At 39.1% G+C, this 20,294-nt stretch carries 17 protein-coding genes, 2 tRNA genes and 2 riboswitches; of the genes, 9 read left to right on the forward strand and 10 right to left on the reverse strand.

The genetic code is table 11. The features are described from left to right. Nucleotides 1-98 precede the first annotated feature (98 nt). The 4 genes from ACPEIW_RS04015 to ACPEIW_RS04030 all read left to right on the forward strand — a co-directional run bounded on the left by ACPEIW_RS04015 (nucleotide 99) and on the right by ACPEIW_RS04030 (nucleotide 3,749). Nucleotides 99-539 carry a hypothetical protein gene (locus ACPEIW_RS04015; protein WP_425663174.1) on the forward strand — a complete coding sequence of 147 codons (441 nt, stop codon included), beginning with the start codon at nucleotides 99-101 and terminating at the stop codon, nucleotides 537-539. A gap of 74 nt (nucleotides 540-613) precedes the next feature. Next, nucleotides 614-1,057, forward strand: coding sequence for a DUF2871 domain-containing protein (locus ACPEIW_RS04020; protein WP_425663176.1), 444 nt, complete (start codon nucleotides 614-616; stop codon nucleotides 1,055-1,057). 89 nt (nucleotides 1,058-1,146) lie between these two features. Beyond that, nucleotides 1,147-1,953: a fructosamine kinase family protein gene (locus tag ACPEIW_RS04025; RefSeq protein WP_425663178.1), complete on the forward strand. Its 807-nt coding sequence runs from the start codon at nucleotides 1,147-1,149 to the stop codon at nucleotides 1,951-1,953. 77 nt (nucleotides 1,954-2,030) lie between these two features. Next, the gene (locus ACPEIW_RS04030) at nucleotides 2,031-3,749 is read left to right on the forward strand and encodes a hypothetical protein (protein ID WP_425663180.1); all 1,719 of its coding nucleotides are present in this window, start codon (nucleotides 2,031-2,033) and stop codon (nucleotides 3,747-3,749) included. A gap of 92 nt (nucleotides 3,750-3,841) precedes the next feature. Here ACPEIW_RS04030 and ACPEIW_RS04035 read toward each other — a convergent pair whose 3' ends face one another. Further along, complete coding sequence (locus ACPEIW_RS04035) at nucleotides 3,842-5,665, reverse strand: AMP-dependent synthetase/ligase (protein WP_425663182.1); 1,824 nt, start codon at nucleotides 5,663-5,665, stop codon at nucleotides 3,842-3,844. A gap of 89 nt (nucleotides 5,666-5,754) precedes the next feature. Then, nucleotides 5,755-6,495, reverse strand: a complete 741-nt coding sequence (locus tag ACPEIW_RS04040) for a M23 family metallopeptidase (protein WP_425663184.1) — start codon at nucleotides 6,493-6,495, stop codon at nucleotides 5,755-5,757. A 260-nt stretch (nucleotides 6,496-6,755) separates the two neighbouring features. Here ACPEIW_RS04040 and ACPEIW_RS04045 point away from each other — a divergent pair. Together ACPEIW_RS04045 and ACPEIW_RS04050 are read left to right on the forward strand one after the other, a co-directional pair. After that, nucleotides 6,756-6,828, forward strand: a tRNA-Asn gene (locus ACPEIW_RS04045). Between the two features lie 183 nt (nucleotides 6,829-7,011). Continuing rightward, nucleotides 7,012-8,076, forward strand: a complete 1,065-nt coding sequence (locus ACPEIW_RS04050; protein ID WP_425663186.1) for a hypothetical protein — start codon at nucleotides 7,012-7,014, stop codon at nucleotides 8,074-8,076. Between the two features lie 71 nt (nucleotides 8,077-8,147). Here the strand turns inward: ACPEIW_RS04050 and ACPEIW_RS04055 are convergent, their stop codons facing one another. The 8 genes from ACPEIW_RS04055 to eno all read right to left on the reverse strand — a co-directional run bounded on the left by ACPEIW_RS04055 (nucleotide 8,148) and on the right by eno (nucleotide 17,277). Next, entirely contained in the window at nucleotides 8,148-9,596 is a 1,449-nt protein-coding gene (locus ACPEIW_RS04055; RefSeq protein WP_422111748.1) for an amino acid permease, read from the reverse strand. A gap of 51 nt (nucleotides 9,597-9,647) precedes the next feature. Then, nucleotides 9,648-9,839: riboswitch (Lysine riboswitch) on the reverse strand. Nucleotides 9,840-9,910: 71 nt separating this feature from the next. After that, the gene (locus tag ACPEIW_RS04060) at nucleotides 9,911-10,666 is read right to left on the reverse strand and encodes a trimeric intracellular cation channel family protein (protein WP_425663189.1); all 756 of its coding nucleotides are present in this window, start codon (nucleotides 10,664-10,666) and stop codon (nucleotides 9,911-9,913) included. A 170-nt stretch (nucleotides 10,667-10,836) separates the two neighbouring features. After that, nucleotides 10,837-12,006: a branched-chain amino acid aminotransferase gene (locus ACPEIW_RS04065; RefSeq protein ID WP_422111746.1), complete on the reverse strand. Its 1,170-nt coding sequence runs from the start codon at nucleotides 12,004-12,006 to the stop codon at nucleotides 10,837-10,839. A gap of 230 nt (nucleotides 12,007-12,236) precedes the next feature. Then, nucleotides 12,237-12,320: transfer RNA gene (locus ACPEIW_RS04070), tRNA-Leu, on the reverse strand. A 41-nt stretch (nucleotides 12,321-12,361) separates the two neighbouring features. After that, nucleotides 12,362-14,011, reverse strand: a complete 1,650-nt coding sequence (locus tag ACPEIW_RS04075; RefSeq protein WP_425663191.1) for a DUF501 domain-containing protein — start codon at nucleotides 14,009-14,011, stop codon at nucleotides 12,362-12,364. Between the two features lie 56 nt (nucleotides 14,012-14,067). Continuing rightward, nucleotides 14,068-14,709, reverse strand: a complete 642-nt coding sequence (locus ACPEIW_RS04080; RefSeq protein WP_425663193.1) for an FtsB family cell division protein — start codon at nucleotides 14,707-14,709, stop codon at nucleotides 14,068-14,070. 147 nt (nucleotides 14,710-14,856) lie between these two features. Further along, entirely contained in the window at nucleotides 14,857-15,771 is a 915-nt protein-coding gene (locus ACPEIW_RS04085) for an L-lactate dehydrogenase (protein WP_004130482.1), read from the reverse strand. A 210-nt stretch (nucleotides 15,772-15,981) separates the two neighbouring features. Beyond that, on the reverse strand, nucleotides 15,982-17,277 hold the full coding sequence (gene eno / locus ACPEIW_RS04090; RefSeq protein ID WP_004111823.1) for a phosphopyruvate hydratase: 1,296 nt from the start codon (nucleotides 17,275-17,277) through the stop codon (nucleotides 15,982-15,984). 147 nt (nucleotides 17,278-17,424) lie between these two features. Beyond that, nucleotides 17,425-17,531, forward strand: a riboswitch (TPP riboswitch). A 10-nt stretch (nucleotides 17,532-17,541) separates the two neighbouring features. On the opposite strand from eno, the gene ACPEIW_RS04095 reads away from it, so the two are divergent. From ACPEIW_RS04095 to ACPEIW_RS04105, 3 genes are read left to right on the forward strand one after another with little or no spacing between them, the layout of a single operon-like run. Next, nucleotides 17,542-18,330: an ABC transporter permease gene (locus ACPEIW_RS04095; RefSeq protein ID WP_016800667.1), complete on the forward strand. Its 789-nt coding sequence runs from the start codon at nucleotides 17,542-17,544 to the stop codon at nucleotides 18,328-18,330. Nucleotides 18,331-18,360: 30 nt separating this feature from the next. After that, the gene (locus tag ACPEIW_RS04100; RefSeq protein WP_032812797.1) at nucleotides 18,361-19,392 is read left to right on the forward strand and encodes an ABC transporter substrate-binding protein; all 1,032 of its coding nucleotides are present in this window, start codon (nucleotides 18,361-18,363) and stop codon (nucleotides 19,390-19,392) included. 43 nt (nucleotides 19,393-19,435) lie between these two features. Beyond that, the gene (locus ACPEIW_RS04105) at nucleotides 19,436-20,251 is read left to right on the forward strand and encodes an ABC transporter ATP-binding protein (protein WP_425663197.1); all 816 of its coding nucleotides are present in this window, start codon (nucleotides 19,436-19,438) and stop codon (nucleotides 20,249-20,251) included. Nucleotides 20,252-20,294: the final 43 nt, after the last annotated feature.

The following is a 20,294-nucleotide window of genomic DNA, read 5'->3' on the forward strand; positions in this document are numbered from 1 at the left end:
TATAAAAATCATTACTACAATTGTTTTAAGAGTTTAACATAAGAATTTACTAATAATAATAAGAATAATAAGAATAATATGATTTAACGAGGTTAGTTATGAAGGTATCAAAGAACACGCTTTTATTAATCGCATGCCTTGTATGGGGATTTGCAGGATTCAACATTCTTAAAATTGGCATTGGTGCATACTCAAGCTTTTTATCTCCTATTAACTTCGCTTTATCTTTAGCTGTTTTTGTAATATTCCAAGTGTTTATTTTTGGAAAACTCGTTAAAAAGCACACAACTAGAATCAATGCTTACAAAGAAAACAAGCAATTTTTCCTTAAATTCTTTGACGTTAAATCTTTTATAATAATGGCTTTTATGATGACTTTTGGAATTGTTCTTCGTGCAACAAATATCGCCCCAGAGCGCTTTATTGCAGTGTTTTATACGGGATTAGGCTCTGCATTAGCCTTAGCAGGATTGCTGTTTGGATATCAATTTGTTAAAACTGTATGTCCGCATTACAAAAACACTCATACTATGCAATAGTGCTTATAAACACCTGTAACAACATCAACATTACTAAGGAATATTTGACTATCACTCTACGTAAGGAGGTTACTATGAACCATGTTATGAAACGTTATATTAATACGGCTTTGTTGTATGCTGTCCTCGCCATGATTGGCGGAGTCTTTTATCGCGAATTTACAAAATTTAATGCTTTCCATGCAAAAAGTATGCTTGCTGTAGTTCACACACACTACTTTATGTTTGGCATGGTTGTTTTTCTGTTACTCATACTATTTGAGAAAAACTTCAGTTTTAGTAACGAAAAAACTACGAGAATCTTAATAACTTATCATATTGGACTCAACCTAACAGCACTAATGATGGTTACTCGCGGAATTGCACAAGTATTACGTCTACATCTCAGCACATCTATAGATTTTGCCATAAGTGGTTTAGCAGGAATCGGACATATCCTACTTGGAGTAAGTATTGTACTCATCTTATTGCAAATTAAACGCAGCATCACTCATTGTGCTAATACTTCAGTAGAATAGTGATGCTAGGAATAATTTAGTTTATTCATAAAATATTTGTTAAGTGTGTAACTATAAGCCGCATATGCTACTACATTAAGAAGGTTGCTATGAGTAATAACGTGTATAAAAAGAGTAGATCATACGCACCAGAACGATTCTTTGAATGCGAAGGTCGTGGCCTTAATTGGCTTCGAGAAGCTTACGACTACGGCGGCCCTAAAGTAGCTAAAGTTTTTGATTGGGGAAAAGACTACTTAAACATTGAACGCATTGAAACTACAAGCCCTACTCCTTTAGCATCGTTTGAATTTGGAGCGTCTTTGGCACACATGCACGATTTCGGTGCGAAATATTTTGGGGAGCCACCTGCAGATTATGATGGCACATGCTATTTTGGACCATTAAGCGACCCAGTAAAAATGGATTGTGGAAATTGGAGTAATGTTATTGACTATTTGGCAGAAGGCAGACTTTTGCCAATGGTAAATCTTGGTATTTCTAGAGGAAGTCTTACAAAAAGCGATTTAGATCTTACAAATAAAGTTATTGACGCTTTGCCAGATTTGCTTGGAAAAGCCGCTGAAGATAAGCCAGCGCGCGTTCATGGAGACTTGTGGAGCGGTAACGTGCTTTGGACTAAAAGCGAAGACGAAGAACACACAGAAGCTGTTTTAATTGACCCTGCAGCTCACGGCGGTCACCGCGAAGAAGATTTATCAATGCTTCACTTGTTTGGAATCAGCTATTTTAAGCAGATTTTAGACGGCTACCAGTCTGTTCATCCACTAAAATCTGGTTTTGAAAATCGCATGACAATTTGGCAACTCTACCCTATTGCTGGTCATTGTGTTTTCTTTGGTGGAGGCTACGTTAGCGAATATCGAGATATGTGTTTGGATTTGCTTAATCACTAAATTTGCATTAGATAATTTAATAGAAACTAATAGACAAGTAAGTACAAAACTAAAATTTACGAAAGGCCTTAACTACTATGATTCGCACGCATAAGCATATTTTGCGCAAAACTATTGCTCTTGTAGTATCTAGCACAATGCTTCTTGCGATTTGCGCATGCGGATCTAGTGCGCAAAACGCGTCTCCTAGCGCAAAAGCTCAAGTGAACCACGGCAACGTTATAGTTTTTACACCCTCTGATGGCCTAAATTTAAGTAGAAAAACTCCATTAAGCACATGGGATAATCTTGTTCCAGAAATAGTAAAATCGTTAAAAAAGCAAGGATTTTCTAGCAACGCAATCGCAACTAAGTCTTCTAACAGCTTGTATAATCAAAGTCAAGATATTCAAGATTATGTTGTAAACACTATTACGTCACTAAATTCTAAAAACAGCGCTAAAAATACTAAAAGTAAAAGCGCAAAAACAAATGTTAAGAATCTTCAAGATAGCGCAAAAAAGCAGCTTTCAAAAACGACTATTGTTGTTGCTCCTTGGACTAATAAAAACGGACACAACAATTATGGAGATTATGTAACTCAACCAGATTCAAATAGTGATCAATTAAATGACGACGATTTAAAGAATCAACAAGAAGCAGAAAATAGACTTTCTAACGCTTTAGAGCTTGCTAAAAAAGCTGGAATGCATGTTGTTATGCTTTCTAGACTAAGTAAGGGATTTAAGCCAGATATTCTATTTAATCTTTCTTCTGCACAAAGAATTGGAGAGGTTCAAGCCTATACTCTTGTACAAAAATTGGCTCTAAATCAAGCATCTAAAGACAATCCAAAAAGTGTGGAAGTGCTTTTGCCTTGCCATAATCAAAAGCAAAATATTCATTTTCATGTTGGAATAAACAAACACACAATAAACTCCGATGATTCCTTGTATAAAACTCCAGAGTTTGATGACGAATTTTCCAAGCTTGCGTTTGAAGGAATCTGGAAAGTTCTAAAGCCATATTTTGAGTCTGGACTAATGTTTTCTCCTTCTGGAAAGCTTAACAAAAATTCTACTGAAAATGACTGGAAAAACGTTGCTATAGACGCAGATAATTCCGATTCTGTTAAAGCAGAACTTGAATTTAGACTTATTGAAAAAAATAATTCTAAAGCAACTCCAACAAAACACGTAGATGGAATTATTGCATTAGAAGATCAAGTTGCTATGCAAACAGAAAGCGCTTTAGAAGAACTTGGATATAAGGGCAGCTCTGCAGACATTAATCCTTCGTTTACTCTTCCAGACATTATTGGAAACTTTATTGGAAAACGCAACTTGAGTAAAAAACGAGTACCTTTGCCATCTAATGTAAAAAATAATAAGCTCAAAAAACAAAAAGCAAACAAAAAAAGTAACAAAAATAAAAACACACAAGATAGCAATCAAAGTAGCAGCCAAGATAGTCAAAGTGAATATGCAAACACTATTGTAAACGATTCAAAATGGCCTATTATTACAGGCTACGGAGCATACAAAGACGCTTTGCCAAATCTTGTAAACGGAAAGCAATGGATGACTTCTATAGAAAACATCCAAAAGATTTCTAGCGATGTTGCAAAACAGTGTAATTCGTTGAATACTACTGGAAAGATTACGCAACTAGAAGATGTAACCATTTTTGTAAACAATAGTGATTCGCAAAAAGGTGTACCAGTTGCAAATGAAGATATTCTTGCAATCAGTGCAACTAATCTTAAAGCGCTTTTAATAGACCCAGGCTATGTAACTCTTGCAGACGCAGGACTTTAATCGCTTTACTCCATCGCATTACACTAACGCCTTACACTAGGCAGCTTAAGCTTATGCACTAGCTTGCACACTATTAGTAGAGATTAATTCGATTATCTCTTAACTCTTGGAGCATAAATCTTATTTTCAATAAGATCTTTGTAACGTTCTAGAACAACGCTTCTTTTTGCTTTAAGGCTTGGAGTAACCAATCCATTTTCTTGCGTAAATGCGTCTGGAACAATCTCAAACTTTCTAATCGACTGCGCTCTAGAAACCTTAGAATTTGCTTTTACAACACTTTGCTCGATTTCGGATTTTACAATTGAATTTTTTCGAGCTTCATCCAGCGAGCGCACAGGTCCTGCCCCTCTAGATATAAGCCACGAGTTCACTTCTGCCAAATCAAGCGCAATAATTGCCGATATAAACGGCTTTCTGTCTCCTACAACAACGCATTGAGAAACTATTGGGCAAGTCATAACAGAAGCTTCTAGAATGCTTGGAGAAACGTTTTTACCGCCAGCTGTTATTATTAAATCCTTTTTACGGCCTGTAATCCTAACAAATCCATCTGGTTCTAGCAGGCCAAAATCTCCCGTATGCAGCCAACCATTTACTATTTGCTTTTCTGTTATTTCTGGATGATTATGGTATCCTATGCAAACAGCAGGGCTTTTAATGCAAAGTTCACCTTCATTATCTATTGCAACAGACACACCTTTAACTGGAATACCTACTGTTCCAATTCTGTATCCCTTTGTAGGGTTTACCATTGATGGCGCGCATGTTTCTGTCATTCCGTAACCTTCCAGGATTGGAAGCCCAATTCCATTAAAGAAGTGAGATATAGACGTGTCTAAAGGAGCACCGCCAGAAACACCGTATTCAACGCATCCTCCAAAAACTTGCAAAATCGACTTATATACAGTGTTTTTAAAGAATTCGTGACTTATTGCAATCAATGGCGAAACCATTGCACCATTTTGCTGCGCCTTTGACCATTGTTTAGCAACTTTTACGCTTAACGCAAATATAACGCCTTTTAATCCTCTTCCTGCTTTTTGAGAAGCCGCATTGTAGATTTTTTCAAATATTCTAGGAACACCAAGCACGAATGTTGGTCTAAAGCTTTTGAAGTCACTAAGTATTGTTTTTAGATTACTAGATAATCCAAGCGTAACGTTTCCAGTAAAGCAAAAGAATTGCATATATCGCGCAAAAACGTGTGCTAGAGGAAGGAACAGCAAAAGTCGTGGATTACCATTCTTACTTTTTAACGCTATATCTAGCATAGAAACTATTCCAGACTTTGCTATAAAAACAAAGTTGCCATGTGAAAGCTCAATGCCTTTTGGCTCTCCAGTAGATCCAGAAGTATAAACAATTGTTGCTAAATCTTTACCTCTAACAGCTTTTTCTCTTTCGTAAAATTCTGCATCCGTAACGGTTTTTCCGTATTCAATAAACGTGTCGATTGCGTTTGAACTCAATACGAATATTTCTTCAAGACATTTGCATGACTTTTTTGCAATCAATGCATTCTCTCTAATTGCTTCGTCTTCAACAAAAATCATGCTCACATTGGAATCGTTAACAATGTTTTCTATTTGACTCACAGAGCTTGTTTCGTAGATTGGAACGGTTAAAGCCCCAATAGACATTATTGCCATATCTAGCAAAGTCCACTGCCAAGAAGTATGAGCAATTATAGATATTGAATCCCCTGGCATAACGCCGTGTGCTATAAACCCTTTTGCAACAGATATAACTAAATCTCTAAACTCTTTAGCGCTGTAGGATTCCCATTTTCCATTTTCGCCAAGATATTCAATTAAGGATCCGTTTGCATTGCGCTCTACGCGATTTTCAAGAAGCGAAAAAACATTTGCGTCGTAATCAATCTTCTCATTAAGATTGCGAGAATACTTTTGCATAGCCGCTCCTTAAATTGCGCATATTATTTAAGCAATGATTCTCAATATTTTACTCAAGAATCTATACACACTATACGATACGTATTTTACTATTTTTCTTTTAAGTCTTCTTTTGGCTTTAACACTATTTTTTGTTTTTGAACCATCTTTTTTGGGTTTGCGTACGTTCTGTTTCTTCGTTTTAATCCCCATTGAACGCAAAGATTATCGCAATGATCCGACCCAACTGTTACATATGCAAAATTCTGACCCTTTTTAACAATTGACCCAACAGGTAAATCCGTATATGCAGGCTCAAATGTAGATGTTAAAACACCATGACTTATTGTTACAACAGATTTTCCAGCAACCAGCCCCGCAAAGGCGATTATTCCATCTTGTGGCGCTCGCAACTCATCGCCTTCTTTGGCTTGCAAATCAACACCTCTGTGGCCTGCAAGCCAAGGTTTACTCGGAGCATCAAAATCCTTAATAATATTTGCTTCTTTTACTGGATATATCATCCTTGACTTGCAATATTCCTCCTTAGAATCCTCACTCATACTTGTAGCTAAAACATGTTTTTTAGAATTATTTTTACAAATATTCGCGTATTTCTTGTACGCATCTTGCTGATTAGCTTGAATGTACTCATATTCAATGCTTTTGCTAATACTCGTATTTTCTATAACACGAATTAGTGTAATAAATGCAATCAAAGCAAAAAACGCTATTATGTATACAAAAATTATCTTATGTTTCAAAACATATTTTTTTATTCTATTAATTTTTTTGATGATTTTTTGCATCATTTTTTTATAAATGACTTTCATCTTAAATATTTTCCACATATTTTCTCTCCTTTGAATTTCACACTAAAAGTGGCGTATTTTAAGGGTTTTTGCTAATTTCATTTACGTTCTTAAAAGTTTTTCATACGATTCTTTTTTAGTAAAGATTTTTTAAGCAATGTGGTTAAAGGCTATAAAACCTTGATATTTCAACATTTAACAATTTTCGACACGCCCAAATGCACATATATTTGCATATTGCAAAATTCCGTGTAATATAAATGTCTTGTGCACGGCACAAAGCCAAGCATGGAAGATATTCCTGCGTAGCTCAGTTGGCAGAGCGTTCGACTGTTAATCGAATGGTCGCTGGTTCAAGCCCAGCCGCAGGAGCAAAATAAACCACCAGTTCGTCTGGTGGTTTTTTGTTTTAGAAAAATTTTAGCCCATCAAAGCTAAGTCAGACTCTCAAAAACCTATAAGTTGCAATGCGTTAACGTACTTGCTTTGGCGTAAACTGTAAAGGTCGTTTGCATAAAGCAAATCTTGGCAAATATTGATAAACAGAGGATAAATATGTTAGAAAACATCTCCAAAGTCATGAATAATGGCAATAAAAAGAAGATGATAGTTCTTATAACTGGCGTTGTAGTACTTGCGCTAGTTCTTTGCATAGGCGCAATATACTGGAGCGTTCAGCATAATGCTCGCGTAAAAGAGGCTCGTAAAGCTTGCGAAGTTCAAGTTGCGCAAGTAACTAAAGCAAACAAATCCTGGAACAAACTTATTAAAAATTCTCTACTTGTGTCTTTTGCTAAAGAAGATTCCGAAAACGGCAAACTACTAAATAAGCTTATGAAGTTGCGCATTCCAGAAACAGTTGTGTGCAACGCAAATTCACCAGAAGCTTTAGGCGCGCAAAATGCTCAAGCTATTGCAGCAGCGCAATGGTATTCCGATAACGCTCAACGAATTCGCAGCATCACTTCTATTATGATTGATAAAGCTGCAGGCGACGAGTCTACTCAAGAAGACAAAAAGAAGGAAGAAGAAAGCCAAAAGCAATTGCAAAAGCTTACTGCTCCTGTTATTAGAAAAGCACCTAGAGTACAACGCAGGCCAAGACTTACCATTCCTAACATTCCTCCAGATCCTGTAGAAACAGCAAAGAAAAAAGCTCAAGAAGATGCTGCTGCAAAAGAAGCAATTAGAGAAGCAGAAAAGAAGAAGAAGGCAGCTGAAAAGAAGGCAGCTGAAAAGAGAGCAGCAGAACTAGAGAAAATGAGAAAAGAGATTAGAGAACAGCTAAAGAAGGAAGAAGAAAAGAGAGCTGCAGAAAAGAAGGCAGAAGAAGAGAAAAGGAAGAAGGAAGAAGAAGAGAAAAAGAAGAAGCAGGAAGTTCCTCCTCCAACTCCTCATACGACTCCAACTCCTCCTGCGCCACCTGCTGATGGATCTGGATCAGGAACGTCTGGAACAGGAAACACTGGCAGCACTACTGGCGGCTCTACGACATCACAAAGTGGTACTGGATCACAATCTGGTAACCAAAACGGTACGGGAACCACTACAAGCACTGGCAACTCAGGCAGCACAGGTAACGGTAACCAAAATGGTGGCGGAGCGAACGGTGCCCACTAATCCCACTAACCTCTGTTAATAAATAAAAAAATGCGCTCAGCAAATCACTGAGCGCATTTTTTATATTCTAATCACTTTGTTAAATCAACTTGATCTAACGGAATAACCTTAGTGTGGTACTTAATCTTGTATCCAACATAAAGCACAATAAACAGCGGAACAGACATATAAGTTATGCCAATCGCTTGCCAATTAAGCGTGTGGAACGATTCAAGATCTTGACCAACAATAACCAAAATGCATAATACAAGAGCCACAATAGGGCCGAATGGATACCACTTAGCTTTATAAACAAGATCGTCCAAAGACTTTCCTTGAGCAATATACGCCTTGCGGAACCTATAGTGAGCAGCTGCGATTCCTGCCCAGGCAATAAATCCAGTCAAACCACTTGCAGCAACTAAGAACATGTAAATTTGCGTTCCAAAAATACTCATCAAGAATGTTAAAAGAGCTACAACAAACGTTGCAACCAAAGATTGCATTGGAACACCTCTTCTATCTACGTTTCCAAACATCTTTGGAGCGTGATTATCTTTTGCAAGAGCGTAAAGCATTCTAGTAGAAGCGTACATTCCAGAGTTTGCTGCCGAAATAACAGATGTAAGCACAACAGCGTTCATAATTGTTGCTGCAACTGCCAATCCTGCGCGCTGGAACACAAGAGTGAATGGGCTTATAGAAATATCGCTAGCTTCCGATCCAAGCAAACTTGGGCTTGTGTATGGAATAATGCATGCGATTACAAAGATTGCAAGAATGTAGAACAAAACAATACGCCAGAACACTTGCTTTACAGCCTTTGGAATGCTCTTATCTGGTGTTGCAGATTCTCCTGCTGTAATACCAATAAGCTCTGTTCCCTGGAAAGAGAAGCCTGCAATAGCAAACGCGCCTAAAACAGCTGGGATTCCGCCAGCAAATGGAGCATTCTTATGCGTAAAGTTGCTTAGCAATGGCGCTTTTCCGCCTAAAATTCCAACAATCGTAAGCAAACCAATAGCAAGGAATATAATAACGGTTACAACTTTAATAATCGAAAGCCAATACTCAGTTTCTCCAAAGCACTTAACAGTAAGAACATTAATCAAAAGAATAATAACAAGAACTGTTAGCGAAAATACCCATATTGGAACCTTAGGAAGCCAATATTGCAAAACGATTGCTGCAGTGCTTATATCTACAGCAACTGTGATTGCCCAGTTAAACCAGTAATTCCAGCCCATTGCAAATCCTAAAGCTGGATCAATAAACTTTCCAGAATAAGATGCAAAAGATCCACTAATTGGCATATAAGTTGCCATCTCGCCAAGAGATGTCATAAGAAAATAAACCATAATGCCGATTGCAGCATACGCTAAAAGCGCACCCCCAGGGCCTGCCATGTGAATTGTTGCACCGCTAGCTACAAATAAGCCTGTTCCAATGCTTCCACCCAAAGCAATCATGGAAATGTGGCGTGTTTTTAGACCGCGATGAACGGTTTGAGATTCTGTAGTTGATGAACTGTTGTTACTCATTGTTTCCTCCTTTTGACAATATTCAAACAGAGGCAAACAGGCAACAATATGCATGTCGATAGCACTCCGCAGCAAATTGCCAAAATTGCTGCGACAGTCCTTGGCCTATTGAGCCAAGTCCCAGCTTGTAAGCTAGAAAGAATAACCTACAAACTTCGGCGCTCTCCCCTTTTGCAAATCACTTAACGCCTCTTTCTGGCTAATGATTGCTACTCTTGTTGAGCGCGACCTCTGGTCGATGTGTTTTATTATTAAGATAGGCAAAGACAAACTCTAGACACTAACCGATATTTATTCAGATTAGACTAAATTTTCTAGTTATTTTGATTATTTTTTTCTGTATTTTTTATGGATTTATCGGAAATTTTACGACTATATGCATTATGTCTGCGATATTTATTTATTTTTATTGGCGATTTGCGATTCATTGCACCAAAAAGCGTTAAATCAAACTTTACAGACATTAATCGCATCGCAACTACTAGCACAACAATAAGCGTATCTAAAATCATCTCTGTAATAACATCAAAACACCCTGCACGTTGTGCTTTTACAACAAATACTGTTAAAACACACCCAACTGCAGCAGGAAGCGCATACCAATGCTTATCTCGAACAATTACAGGAACTTGATTCAAAACCATATCTCGAATTAATCCACCACCAAGCGCCGTGGCCATGCCTAAAAACACAGACGCCATTCCAGACATATGAAAATCCAGCCCCTTAGCAGTGCCATTTACAGCAAAAAGACCCAATGCTAAAGCGTCCAGAGTTAACATAAGCCACTTCCACTCATCAATTTCTAGATGAGCGAAAGCAACAATAACACCAGAAGCTAGGCCAGTAAAAACAAATCCCCTATCCGAAATTCCTACAGGAGGCAAAGCTCCAAGTAAAACGTCTCTAACAATTCCACCACCCAATGCTGTAAGCCAAGACGTTGTGATTATTGCAAAAATATCGTAGTTCTTGCGAATAGCCCACATTCCGCCAACCATTCCACAACAACCCGCAGCTATGTATTCAACAACAAGGAAGAAAATGTTGTCCCCTAATGCCCCTTCCACAATACTTCCTTTCCATGCGCTAAACACTCAAAACAAAATCTAACTAACAATTAACCTATATCTAACCAAGCATACAATTAGCGCGCCACTTGTTATAAACATAAAATGACGCGCTAAATAAAATATACTAACGTTTTTTACGACTAATTTTGAACGATTTTAATTCTTAACTAGTCGCACACCTTCCACATCCAGTTGTGAGTGTCTTCAACATCTCCAAGCTGAATTCCAAGAAGCTCATCGCGAAGCTCTTGCGTAAGGGCTCCAACGCCGCCATCTGCAACCTTAAGATCGAATTCATCCGACTTAAATCTGCCGATTGGAGTAATGATTGCAGCAGTTCCACAAGCAAGAACTTCCGTAACTTCTCCAGAGCGAATGTCGTCAAGCAAGCCTTTAAGAGGAATCATTGTTTCAACAACATCATGACCCTTCTCTTTTGCAAGTTGAATAATAGAACGGCGAGTAACACCTGGAAGAATGCTGCCAGTCAAAGATGGAGTTTCCAAATGGCCATCCTTGTGGAGCGCAAACATGTTCATGCCGCCAAGCTCTTCCAAATAAGTCTTAGTTGCAGCATCCACAAAGCAAACCTGCTCACATCCGTGCTCAATGCCCTTATATTCGCCAAGCAAAGAAGCAGCATAATTTCCACCACACTTAGCAAAACCAGTTCCACCAGGACCAGTACGGAACCATTGATCTTCTACCCAAATGCTAACAGGCTTTAAGCCGCCCTTAAAGTATGGGCCAGAAGGAGAAGCAATTACGCAATACTCAACCTCGTGAGCTTCGCGAACACCAAGGAAAGGCTCAGAAGCAAACATGAACGGACGCATATAAAGCGTGTATTCGCGCCTGCTTGGAACCCAATCTTTATCTCGCTTAACTAAAGCTGCAACCGATCCAATAAAATCGTCAATAGAAAGATCTGGCAAATACAAACGCTTAGCAGAATTTTGGAATCGCGCAGCATTAATATCTGGGCGGAAAAGCCAAATAGAGCCATCGGAACGCTTATAAGCCTTCAAGCCTTCAAAGCATTCTTGAGCATAGTGAAGCACAGATGCGCCTGGATCCATTTTTAACGGACCGTAGGGCTCAACACGCCTATCGGACCAGCCTTCTCCCTTGGTCCAAGACATATGAACCATATTGTCGGAGAAAATCTGACCAAATGCTGGCTTATCAATAAGTTCGTTGCGCTTAGCGCTAGAAACTGGGTTGTCGTTAGGCAAAACGGTAAAGTTGCCAGCTAATTTGTTTAACAGAGCAGGATCGCTATGATCGTAAGAACCGTAGGCATCCTTAAACTCTGGAGCGACTTCTAAATCGGCCATTATGTCTCTTTTCCTATTTGCAATTACTGTATTTGTGATTGCTTTATAATTAATGCATTGCAATTGCTTTTAATGCAATTAATGGTATAGATTAGTACGATTCTCAATTAACGCAAGCCCGTATACAAATATTTTTTATAGAAAAACAAGCATTTAGGCTAAAGATTTACGATTTGCAACAAAGAATTAACATAATATACGAAAAAAATAAATTCGCAGCGTAAGATTTGTGCCTCTGGTGGGACTCGAACCCACAAGCCCGTAAGGGCGTCAGATTTTAAGTCTGATGCGTATGCCAATTCCGCCACGGAGGCAACAGTCATTAATTATGCCATATAAAACAATTAAAAACAACTCAGCGTGTGGCGAGTGTTCTACGACCCAAATCTAGAGTGATTCCATCCAGCAAGCCGTGCTCACTTGCAACAAAAGTTTCCAAGACGCCACCATGATCTTGATAAGCCTCTTTAGCAAGACGCTCAAGAACACGACTTAGCACAACTGCACCTCCGCCAACAACATCAACTCTTCCAGGATGAATCGTTGCATACGTGCGGCGCCTCTCCCTAGACATATGCAAGAACCTATCGTTAACCGTATATGCCTGATCTAACGCGATTTTTACTCCATCAACAGCCTTATGGTCATAATGCTTTAAGCCAATCGCAAGAGCCGCCATAGTTGTAACAGTACCCGAAACGCCAATAATCGTACGCGCTTTACCAGCATCAACATGCTTTAACGCTTCATCTATATTCTTGTCAATATCTTTAATTGCACAAGATATCTCTTCTTCGGTAGGCGGATCCGTATGCAAATGACGCTCAGTCATGCGCACAGAACCAATGTTCATAGAATATGCCGAATCAACCTTATCTTCAGCAATATTTACGCCATCTCCGCCTAAAACAAGCTCTGTGGAGCCTCCGCCTAAATCAATAACAAGATAAGGCGCTTGCAAGTCTTTTCTAGAAACAACACTTGTTGCTCCCAAAAAACTCAAAGCAGCCTCTTCAGTTCCACTAATCACCTCTGGATGCACTCCAAGCTCTTCAAACATCATTTGTTCAAACACATCTCTGTTTAGAGCATCCCTTGTTGCAGAAGTTGCAACAAAACGAATAGCATCCACCTTATGCTCGCTAAGAACCTTAGCAAACTCTTTAGCAGCTTCTTTTACACGCTCTAATGCATCGGGCGCAAACATATGCGTTTCGTCGATTCCCTGCCCCAAGCGTACAACCCTAAGCATTCTAGGAACAACATCTTTCATGCCATTTTCATCAACTCTAGCAATTTTTAGACGAATCGAATTAGTTCCACAATCGATTGCAGCAACACAAACAGACTTGCTACATACGCCTTCTCGATTAACTTTTTTACAACCAAGATTTAGCGATTCTTCATCTTCATTTTGAGCATAGTCATTATCTTCCCAAGGAGTAGTGCATTTGCAAACTTTTGGACTAAACTCACTTGCGATTTTGTCTAAAACAATATCTCCAATAGGATTAACGCCTCTGCCCATAACAAGACTTTGAGCTAGCAAAGCATGCAAGCATTTAACACGAACTGGCATTCCGCCTGCACTCATGTTTTTAATATGCTCTTCGCTATCGTTTAATCGATTAGCTAACTCTTTGCGAAACTCTAAATACGCTTTATGCGCATATTCGTATTTTTTAGCAACTTCTTCGTTAGTGTTTAACAAATCATTGCATTCCTTCATAAAGCCTTGCGCTTCTAGGTGCGAAGCAGCTTTAACAGCCTCTGGACTTGTTAAATAGCATGTTGTAGGAAAAGGCGTTCCGTCTTCTAAGCATGGACGAGTAATAACAGCAAGTGGCCTACCACAAACGCATCTAGCACCAACAGCAACCATGCCCCTTGGAAATCTTCCTAATTGACGCTTTACAATGTTTTTGTCTGCTTTATTTGCAGGATTCTCTAGTAGCGAACTCACTAATAACTTTGCGTTTGGGCCCATGTTACACTCCATATGCATTGCGCATCTTAAAATCGTATATAACTCTTATTGTTAAATTCTATCTAGTTTTAATTCTATCTAGTTTTATTACCATTATTACTATGTTTTTTGTTTGTTGACTTTTCATTATTACTTTTAGATTTATTAGACTTGCTTGTGCTATTGGAGTGATTATTTTGTTTGCCACTTTGCTTAGTGGTATTAATCTTAGAAGACTTGCTACTTTCATCATTTTCTTTAGCCTTAAAGCTCATATCGTCTGGCTTGTCTGCCTTGTGAAGCGCATAAAACAAGTCACTATACCACGGCAACGCTTTTCTGTCTTCGTACAAAGAATCATCCTTATTAAACGATTCTGGAACAGAACCCGTAATCGCCTCTGGATGCTCTACTCTAACAGCCTGCTCCCCTGGAAATATAAACCCCAATCTTTCCCTTGCTTGAGCTGCAACATACGCCTTGTCTTTCCAACGCTCCACATCGTTATTAAGAGCTTGCTTTTTATCTTTCAAAGCAGACTCATCTCTTTGCAAAGCGTGCAATTCTGCCAAACTTAAAGCATAGTTACGAATTGTTGATATAAGACCAATACAGCAAAGAAATACAACAACTATCATGGAAACAAATACGATTGAACCAGAAAACAGCTTCTTTTTTTGAGGCTGATTTGATTCGTCAACTGTATTTGCAGTCATGCGGCGATTTCTTAAAATCATACTTCTAAATTACTTTGAATATTCGACGTGACGCACACGCGCTTATAAGATTGCGGCCAGCAGCACAAGGCCACTGACCGCGATTAACTCTTAGCTTTATTATTAAGCTTATTATTTAGCTTTAGTCTTTATAGTTTTGACTTTAGATTACTCCATTTGAGCTTTGCTCAAAATCGTATCTGCAGAATGTTGCAATTTTTGCAACTCTTCTTGAGTCAAATCAAGCTGGCATTGCTTAACAATTCCTTCTCTACCAACAATTGCTGGGTAAGAAAGATAAGAATGGTATTCTTCGCGATAGTTAGAAACAGGCATTTGCTCTTTAGAATCCGAAAGAACTGCATCTACTAAACGAACTGCAGCAGCAGCAATACCGTAGTTTGTGTACTTCTTTCCGTAGAACACTGTAAATCCGCCTTCGCGAGTTTCCTCATCAATAGCGTCTAAATCCATGTTCTTTTCTTTAATAAGCTCTGTTATAGGCTGCTCAAAGACTTTAACTGTGGACCACGCAACAAATTGCGAATCACCATGCTCTCCTAAGCTATATCCCTTAACAGCCTTTGGATGCACGCCAAAGAACTTGCCTACTGCACGATGCAAGCGTGCAGAATCAAGCAAAGTGCCAGTTCCAATAATCTTTTCGTAAGGAAGACCAGTAGCTTCCTTGTAAAGCTGGCAAATAGCGTCGCAAGGATTTGTTATGTCAATCAAAACACCGTGGAATCCAGAAGCCTTAATCTTTGCACCAACTTCTGCAACTTCCTTACGATTATACTTAAGCTCTGCAAAACGATCTGGATGAGGAACGTCCAAAAGCTTTATGTGACCCAAGGCGCTTACGATTACCTCTACGTCTTTTAATGCTTCATAATCATTAACCGTAATATTAACGTTAAAAGGCACATTATCCATTGAATCTTCAAAATCCAATGCGTCGGCATTCACTTTTGCCTCGTTTGTATCATAAAGATACAAATCATCAGCATGACCGCCAACAACAAGTTGATGCGCTACTGCTGCACCAACGTTTCCCATGCCTATAACTGCGACTTTTCTCATATGAAACATCTCCTTCCGTTTTTAGTTTTCCATAAAAAATAGCACTATTTTGATGAGAATGAAAGTAATTTTAGAAAAATTTATATATTTTTTCAAAAAATCGCTAAAATATACGAAAAACGGCCAATCGCACGAATGCGACTGGCCGAATTATGCTACAGTCTAGATCTTAAACAAGACTTACGTAGAACTTATAAAAGCTCTAGCATATTACTTCATATACTTCTTGCAAGCCTTGAATGCGCTGTAACCAGCATACTGAGCAGTAGAACCAAGCTCTTCTTCAATCTCAAGCAAGCGGTTGTACTTAGCAATACGCTCGCCACGAGCAGGAGCACCAGTCTTGATTTGGCCAGTGTTCTTAGCAACAGCAAGATCAGAAATGGTGGTATCTGGGGTTTCGCCAGAACGGTGAGAAACCATGGAAGTGAAACCATTCTTGGTTGCAAGCTCAATAGCGTCGAGAGTCTCGGTAACGGAACCAATCTGGTTCAACTTTACGAGCAAGGAGTTAGCTGCTCCAAGCTCAATGCCCTTAGCCAAACGCTTTGGATTAGTAACGAGCAAGTCGTCACCAACGAATTGCAAACGATCGCCAAGACGCTTGGTGATTGCTGCCCAATCATCCCAGCCTTCTTCCTGGAATGGATCTTCGATAGAAACGATTGGATACTCGTTAATGAGCTTCTCGTAGTAATCAAGCATGTAAGCAGATTCGCGCTCTTCGCCGTCGAAACGATACTTGCCAGTTTCCTTGTTGTAGAACTCAGAAGAAGCAACGTCGAGGGAAATACCAATCTGCTTGCCTGGCTCGTAACCAGCAGCTTCGATTGCATCCATAATGTACTTCAAAGAATCTTCGTTGGACTTCATCTTTGGAGCGAAGCCACCTTCGTCGCCAAGACCAGTAGCCAAGCCTTCCTTCTTCAAAACGTTCTTTAAGGTGTGATAAACCTCAACGCCAGCACGCAAAGCGTCGCTATAAGTAGCAAAGCCGTATGGAGAAATCATGTATTCCTGAATATCGGTTGCAAAATCAGCGTGAGCACCACCGTTCATAATGTTCATGTTTGGAACTGGAAGAATGTGGCCATTTGTACCGCCAATGTAGCGATACAAAGGAAGCTCAGCAGACTCAGCAGCAGCATAAAGAGCAGCAAGAGAAACGCCAAGAATAGCGTTTGCGCCAAGCTTGCCCTTGTTTGGAGTGCCATCAAGCTCGATCATTGTTTCATCAAGAGCGCGCTGATCAGAGGCATCCATGCCAATAACCTTTGGAGCGATTACTTCGTTAACAGCCTTAACTGCTTCCAAAGTACCCTTGCCTTGATAGCGAGACTTATCGCCATCGCGACGCTCCCAAGCTTCTGCCTCACCAGTTGAAGCACCAGAAGGAACTAAACCAATTCCTTGAGCGCCATCTTCGGTCTCCAAATAAACCTGAACAGTAGGATTTCCACGAGAATCCAAAATTTCGCGTGCATATACGCTTTCAATAGCTGCCACAACTACTCCTTATTTATCTGTTGGTTGTGTAACATATTTAAGATTAATGCGTTTTATGGACGTTATTTCGCAGCGTAAGTCGTTAAGCATACAAGACTATATAATCCAAGCTTTTGTTAATTTGTCCACACCTTTGTACAATAATAACAAACTGACACGGGGTGCAATTATTTGCTTGATTGTAATTGCTGAGATTATACCCGTCGAACCTGATATAGCTAGTACTATCGAAGGGAATGTCGAATGGTTAGCCATTGTAAGAGCATGCTAAAAAATGCATCTTCTTCACTACGTTTATGTGTGCCATGGCTTTCCACACTTGTCATACTTATTGGATGGTTTTTAGCTACACTTGGGCCTAAAGAGACTAGGCACATTCCATCACCTGCAGAAGTAATTAACGCTTTTCAAGAATTAAACTCAGAAGGTTTAATTTGGCCTTCGTTGGGAATTAGTTTTACAAGAGTTATTGCAGGATTATGTTTAGGAATGATAATTGCAGTTCCAGCAGGAGTTATTTCTGGTAGCACAAAGCTGGGCGACATTATTATTAACAAGCCTGGCCACATGCTACGGTCTGTTCCTTTTACTGCACTAGCACCTTTGCTTATTATTTTATTAGGCATTGGTGAGACTATGAAAATAGCTCTTATTGCTATAGGCGTATTTGGAACGTTCTACGTAAATATGAGGGATGGAGTTCGTAATATTGATCCCAAACTCTTGGAATTAGCTCGCGCATACAAAGTAAATAGCAAAACAGTATTTTTCACAATTCTTCTTCGAGGAGCGCTACCTAACTTTATGACTGCTTTACGCTTTGCAATATCAGTGTCTTGGGTGGCATTGGTAACGTGTGAAACAGTCAACGCTTCAAAAGGAATTGGATATGTTCTTGCAAGATCACAAGAATTTTACAGACCAGATCAAATGCTGCTATGCATAGTTTTATACGCGATTGCAGGTCTACTTTCTGAAGGAATTGCAACACTTTTAGAAAAAATTTGCATGCCTGAGCGACGTTCATCCATCGTTAAAATCAAACAGAACTAAGAATATTAGCAAAATAATTAGGAGAATAAAATGGCTAAATTCGCATTATCTACAACAAGCAAGCGAGCATTAGCAGCTTTCTGCGCGCTTTGCACAGCAATCACCCTAGCATCATGCGGAAGCTCCAACAGCAAAACACAAGCATCATCCGCAAAATCTTCCACAAATACTACTAAGCAAGTAAAAGAAGATACTGGAACTTTAAGAGTAGCATACTTGACTTCTGCAAATTATTTAACAACTCTTTCAAATAATACAAAGATGGCAGATAAGATCTTTGGCAAGGCAAAGGTTACATTTAGCGGACCATATGTTCCTCCAGAAGCAAACACTGCAGTAACTTCTGGAAACGCAGACGTAACAACCACAGGATCTGGCCATTTTATTCATTTTATCTCCAAAGGCCAGCCATGGGTTGCTTATGCTATTAACTATTACAATGGAAACGCTCAAGGAATCGTAGCAGCACCAAATAGCGGAATCAAATCGCTTAAAGACTTGTACGGAAAGAAGATTGGAATTATTGCTAAAGGTGGAAGTGGAGATTATATAATTCACAAAGCTTTTGAAAAAGCAGGACTTGACCCATCCAAGGTTCAAGAAGTAGAGATGAGTCCGAAGAACTTCCATGCAGCATTCACAACTGGTCAAGTTGATGCATTAGCAACCTTCGATCAGAACTTTGCTGCAGCTCTTGCAACTCCAGGATCAAAACTTCTAGTCACTGCAAAAGATTATGGAAATATTAACTTCGGAATCCAAGTTGCATCTGCTGAATTTGCTAAAAAGCACCCACAGCTATTAAAGAAAATGTATCGTGCTTTAGTAGAAGAAGGTAAAAGAGTTAAGAAGAAGCATTCGATTATTCTTGATATGTATAAGAAGTTTGGTGCATCCGATGAAACAATGAAAGAATTAGCTAAGTTTGACATTCCGCAAATTCGACCAATGAATGCAGAAACTATGAAAATGCTTAAACAACAAGCTAAGGAATATGTTAAATACGGATTCATTAAAGAAGTTCCTGATTTCTCTAAAGCTGTAATCGACTGCAGCAAGTAAACGATTACTAATTGTAATTAGAGTACGACTTTAGAATACGACTATGTTTAATAGCATTTTTCATAAGCGTAGCAATGTAGAAGTTTCCAAAGAATCTACTTGCAAATCAAATATTAACGATAGCGATTACTGCGTTAGTATAGAGAATCTGGGCATTTCTTTCGCAAGTGCAAAAGATAAAAATACAGAAAACGATTTTGCAAATAATTCTTCTTTTGTATTGAAAAACATTACGATGAGAATTAAAAAGGGCGAATTTGTTTCGCTTATTGGTAGATCGGGATGCGGAAAAACTACGCTTTTGAAAATAATTTCAGGACTTCTTACTCCTAGCGAAGGCAGCATTCATGCAACAAGCCGTCAGGCTATTGGTTTTCAAGATGCACGACTAATACCGTGGCTTTCTGTAAACAAAAATGTTGTTTTCGGCATGGAAGGAAGCAAGCAAGATCTTAAGAATATTGCGCATTTAGCGCTTTGCCAAATGCAGCTTGTTGGCTACGACAACAAGTGGCCTTCTGAGCTTTCTGGAGGCCAGCAGCAGCGCGTATCTTTAGCGAGAGCTTTAGTTAGAAGTCCTGAATTATTGTTGCTTGACGAGCCTTTTGGAGCTTTGGATGCTCTTACGCGCTTCGATATGCAAGATTTGCTTAATAATCTTCAAGCTAAATATGGCTGGACTACACTTATGGTTACGCATGATATTGCGGAAGCTGTAAGACTTTCTAACCGCATTCTTATGATAAAAGATGGCAAGATTTATAAGCAATGGAACATTGATCGCGAGCATCTTGACGTTCAAAATCGCCCTGTAAATCATAGTGAAATAGAAGATGAGCTTAGAGAAGCTTTGCAATAAGTAACGCAAAAATAATGTGAATAAAGGCGACTGCAAAATAGCG

The sequence above is a fragment of the Gardnerella piotii genome, from assembly GCF_049815665.1.
Lineage (GTDB): Bacteria > Actinomycetota > Actinomycetes > Actinomycetales > Bifidobacteriaceae > Bifidobacterium > Bifidobacterium piotii.

What these genes read in the sequence shown, in the direction of transcription:
- ACPEIW_RS04015 (WP_425663174.1), top strand. Translation starts at nt 99, where the DNA reads ATGAAGGTATCAAAGAACACGCTTTTATTAATCGCATGCCTTGTATGG.
- ACPEIW_RS04020 (WP_425663176.1), top strand. Translation starts at nt 614, where the DNA reads ATGAACCATGTTATGAAACGTTATATTAATACGGCTTTGTTGTATGCT.
- ACPEIW_RS04025 (WP_425663178.1), top strand. Translation starts at nt 1,147, where the DNA reads ATGAGTAATAACGTGTATAAAAAGAGTAGATCATACGCACCAGAACGA.
- ACPEIW_RS04030 (WP_425663180.1), top strand. Translation starts at nt 2,031, where the DNA reads ATGATTCGCACGCATAAGCATATTTTGCGCAAAACTATTGCTCTTGTA.
- ACPEIW_RS04035 (WP_425663182.1), bottom strand. Translation starts at nt 5,665, where the DNA reads ATGCAAAAGTATTCTCGCAATCTTAATGAGAAGATTGATTACGACGCA.
- ACPEIW_RS04040 (WP_425663184.1), bottom strand. Translation starts at nt 6,495, where the DNA reads ATGTGGAAAATATTTAAGATGAAAGTCATTTATAAAAAAATGATGCAA.
- ACPEIW_RS04050 (WP_425663186.1), top strand. Translation starts at nt 7,012, where the DNA reads ATGTTAGAAAACATCTCCAAAGTCATGAATAATGGCAATAAAAAGAAG.
- ACPEIW_RS04055 (WP_422111748.1), bottom strand. Translation starts at nt 9,596, where the DNA reads ATGAGTAACAACAGTTCATCAACTACAGAATCTCAAACCGTTCATCGC.
- ACPEIW_RS04065 (WP_422111746.1), bottom strand. Translation starts at nt 12,006, where the DNA reads ATGGCCGATTTAGAAGTCGCTCCAGAGTTTAAGGATGCCTACGGTTCT.
- ACPEIW_RS04075 (WP_425663191.1), bottom strand. Translation starts at nt 14,011, where the DNA reads ATGCATATGGAGTGTAACATGGGCCCAAACGCAAAGTTATTAGTGAGT.
- ACPEIW_RS04080 (WP_425663193.1), bottom strand. Translation starts at nt 14,709, where the DNA reads ATGATTTTAAGAAATCGCCGCATGACTGCAAATACAGTTGACGAATCA.
- ACPEIW_RS04085 (WP_004130482.1), bottom strand. Translation starts at nt 15,771, where the DNA reads ATGAGAAAAGTCGCAGTTATAGGCATGGGAAACGTTGGTGCAGCAGTA.
- ACPEIW_RS04095 (WP_016800667.1), top strand. Translation starts at nt 17,542, where the DNA reads ATGCTAAAAAATGCATCTTCTTCACTACGTTTATGTGTGCCATGGCTT.
- ACPEIW_RS04100 (WP_032812797.1), top strand. Translation starts at nt 18,361, where the DNA reads ATGGCTAAATTCGCATTATCTACAACAAGCAAGCGAGCATTAGCAGCT.
- ACPEIW_RS04105 (WP_425663197.1), top strand. Translation starts at nt 19,436, where the DNA reads ATGTTTAATAGCATTTTTCATAAGCGTAGCAATGTAGAAGTTTCCAAA.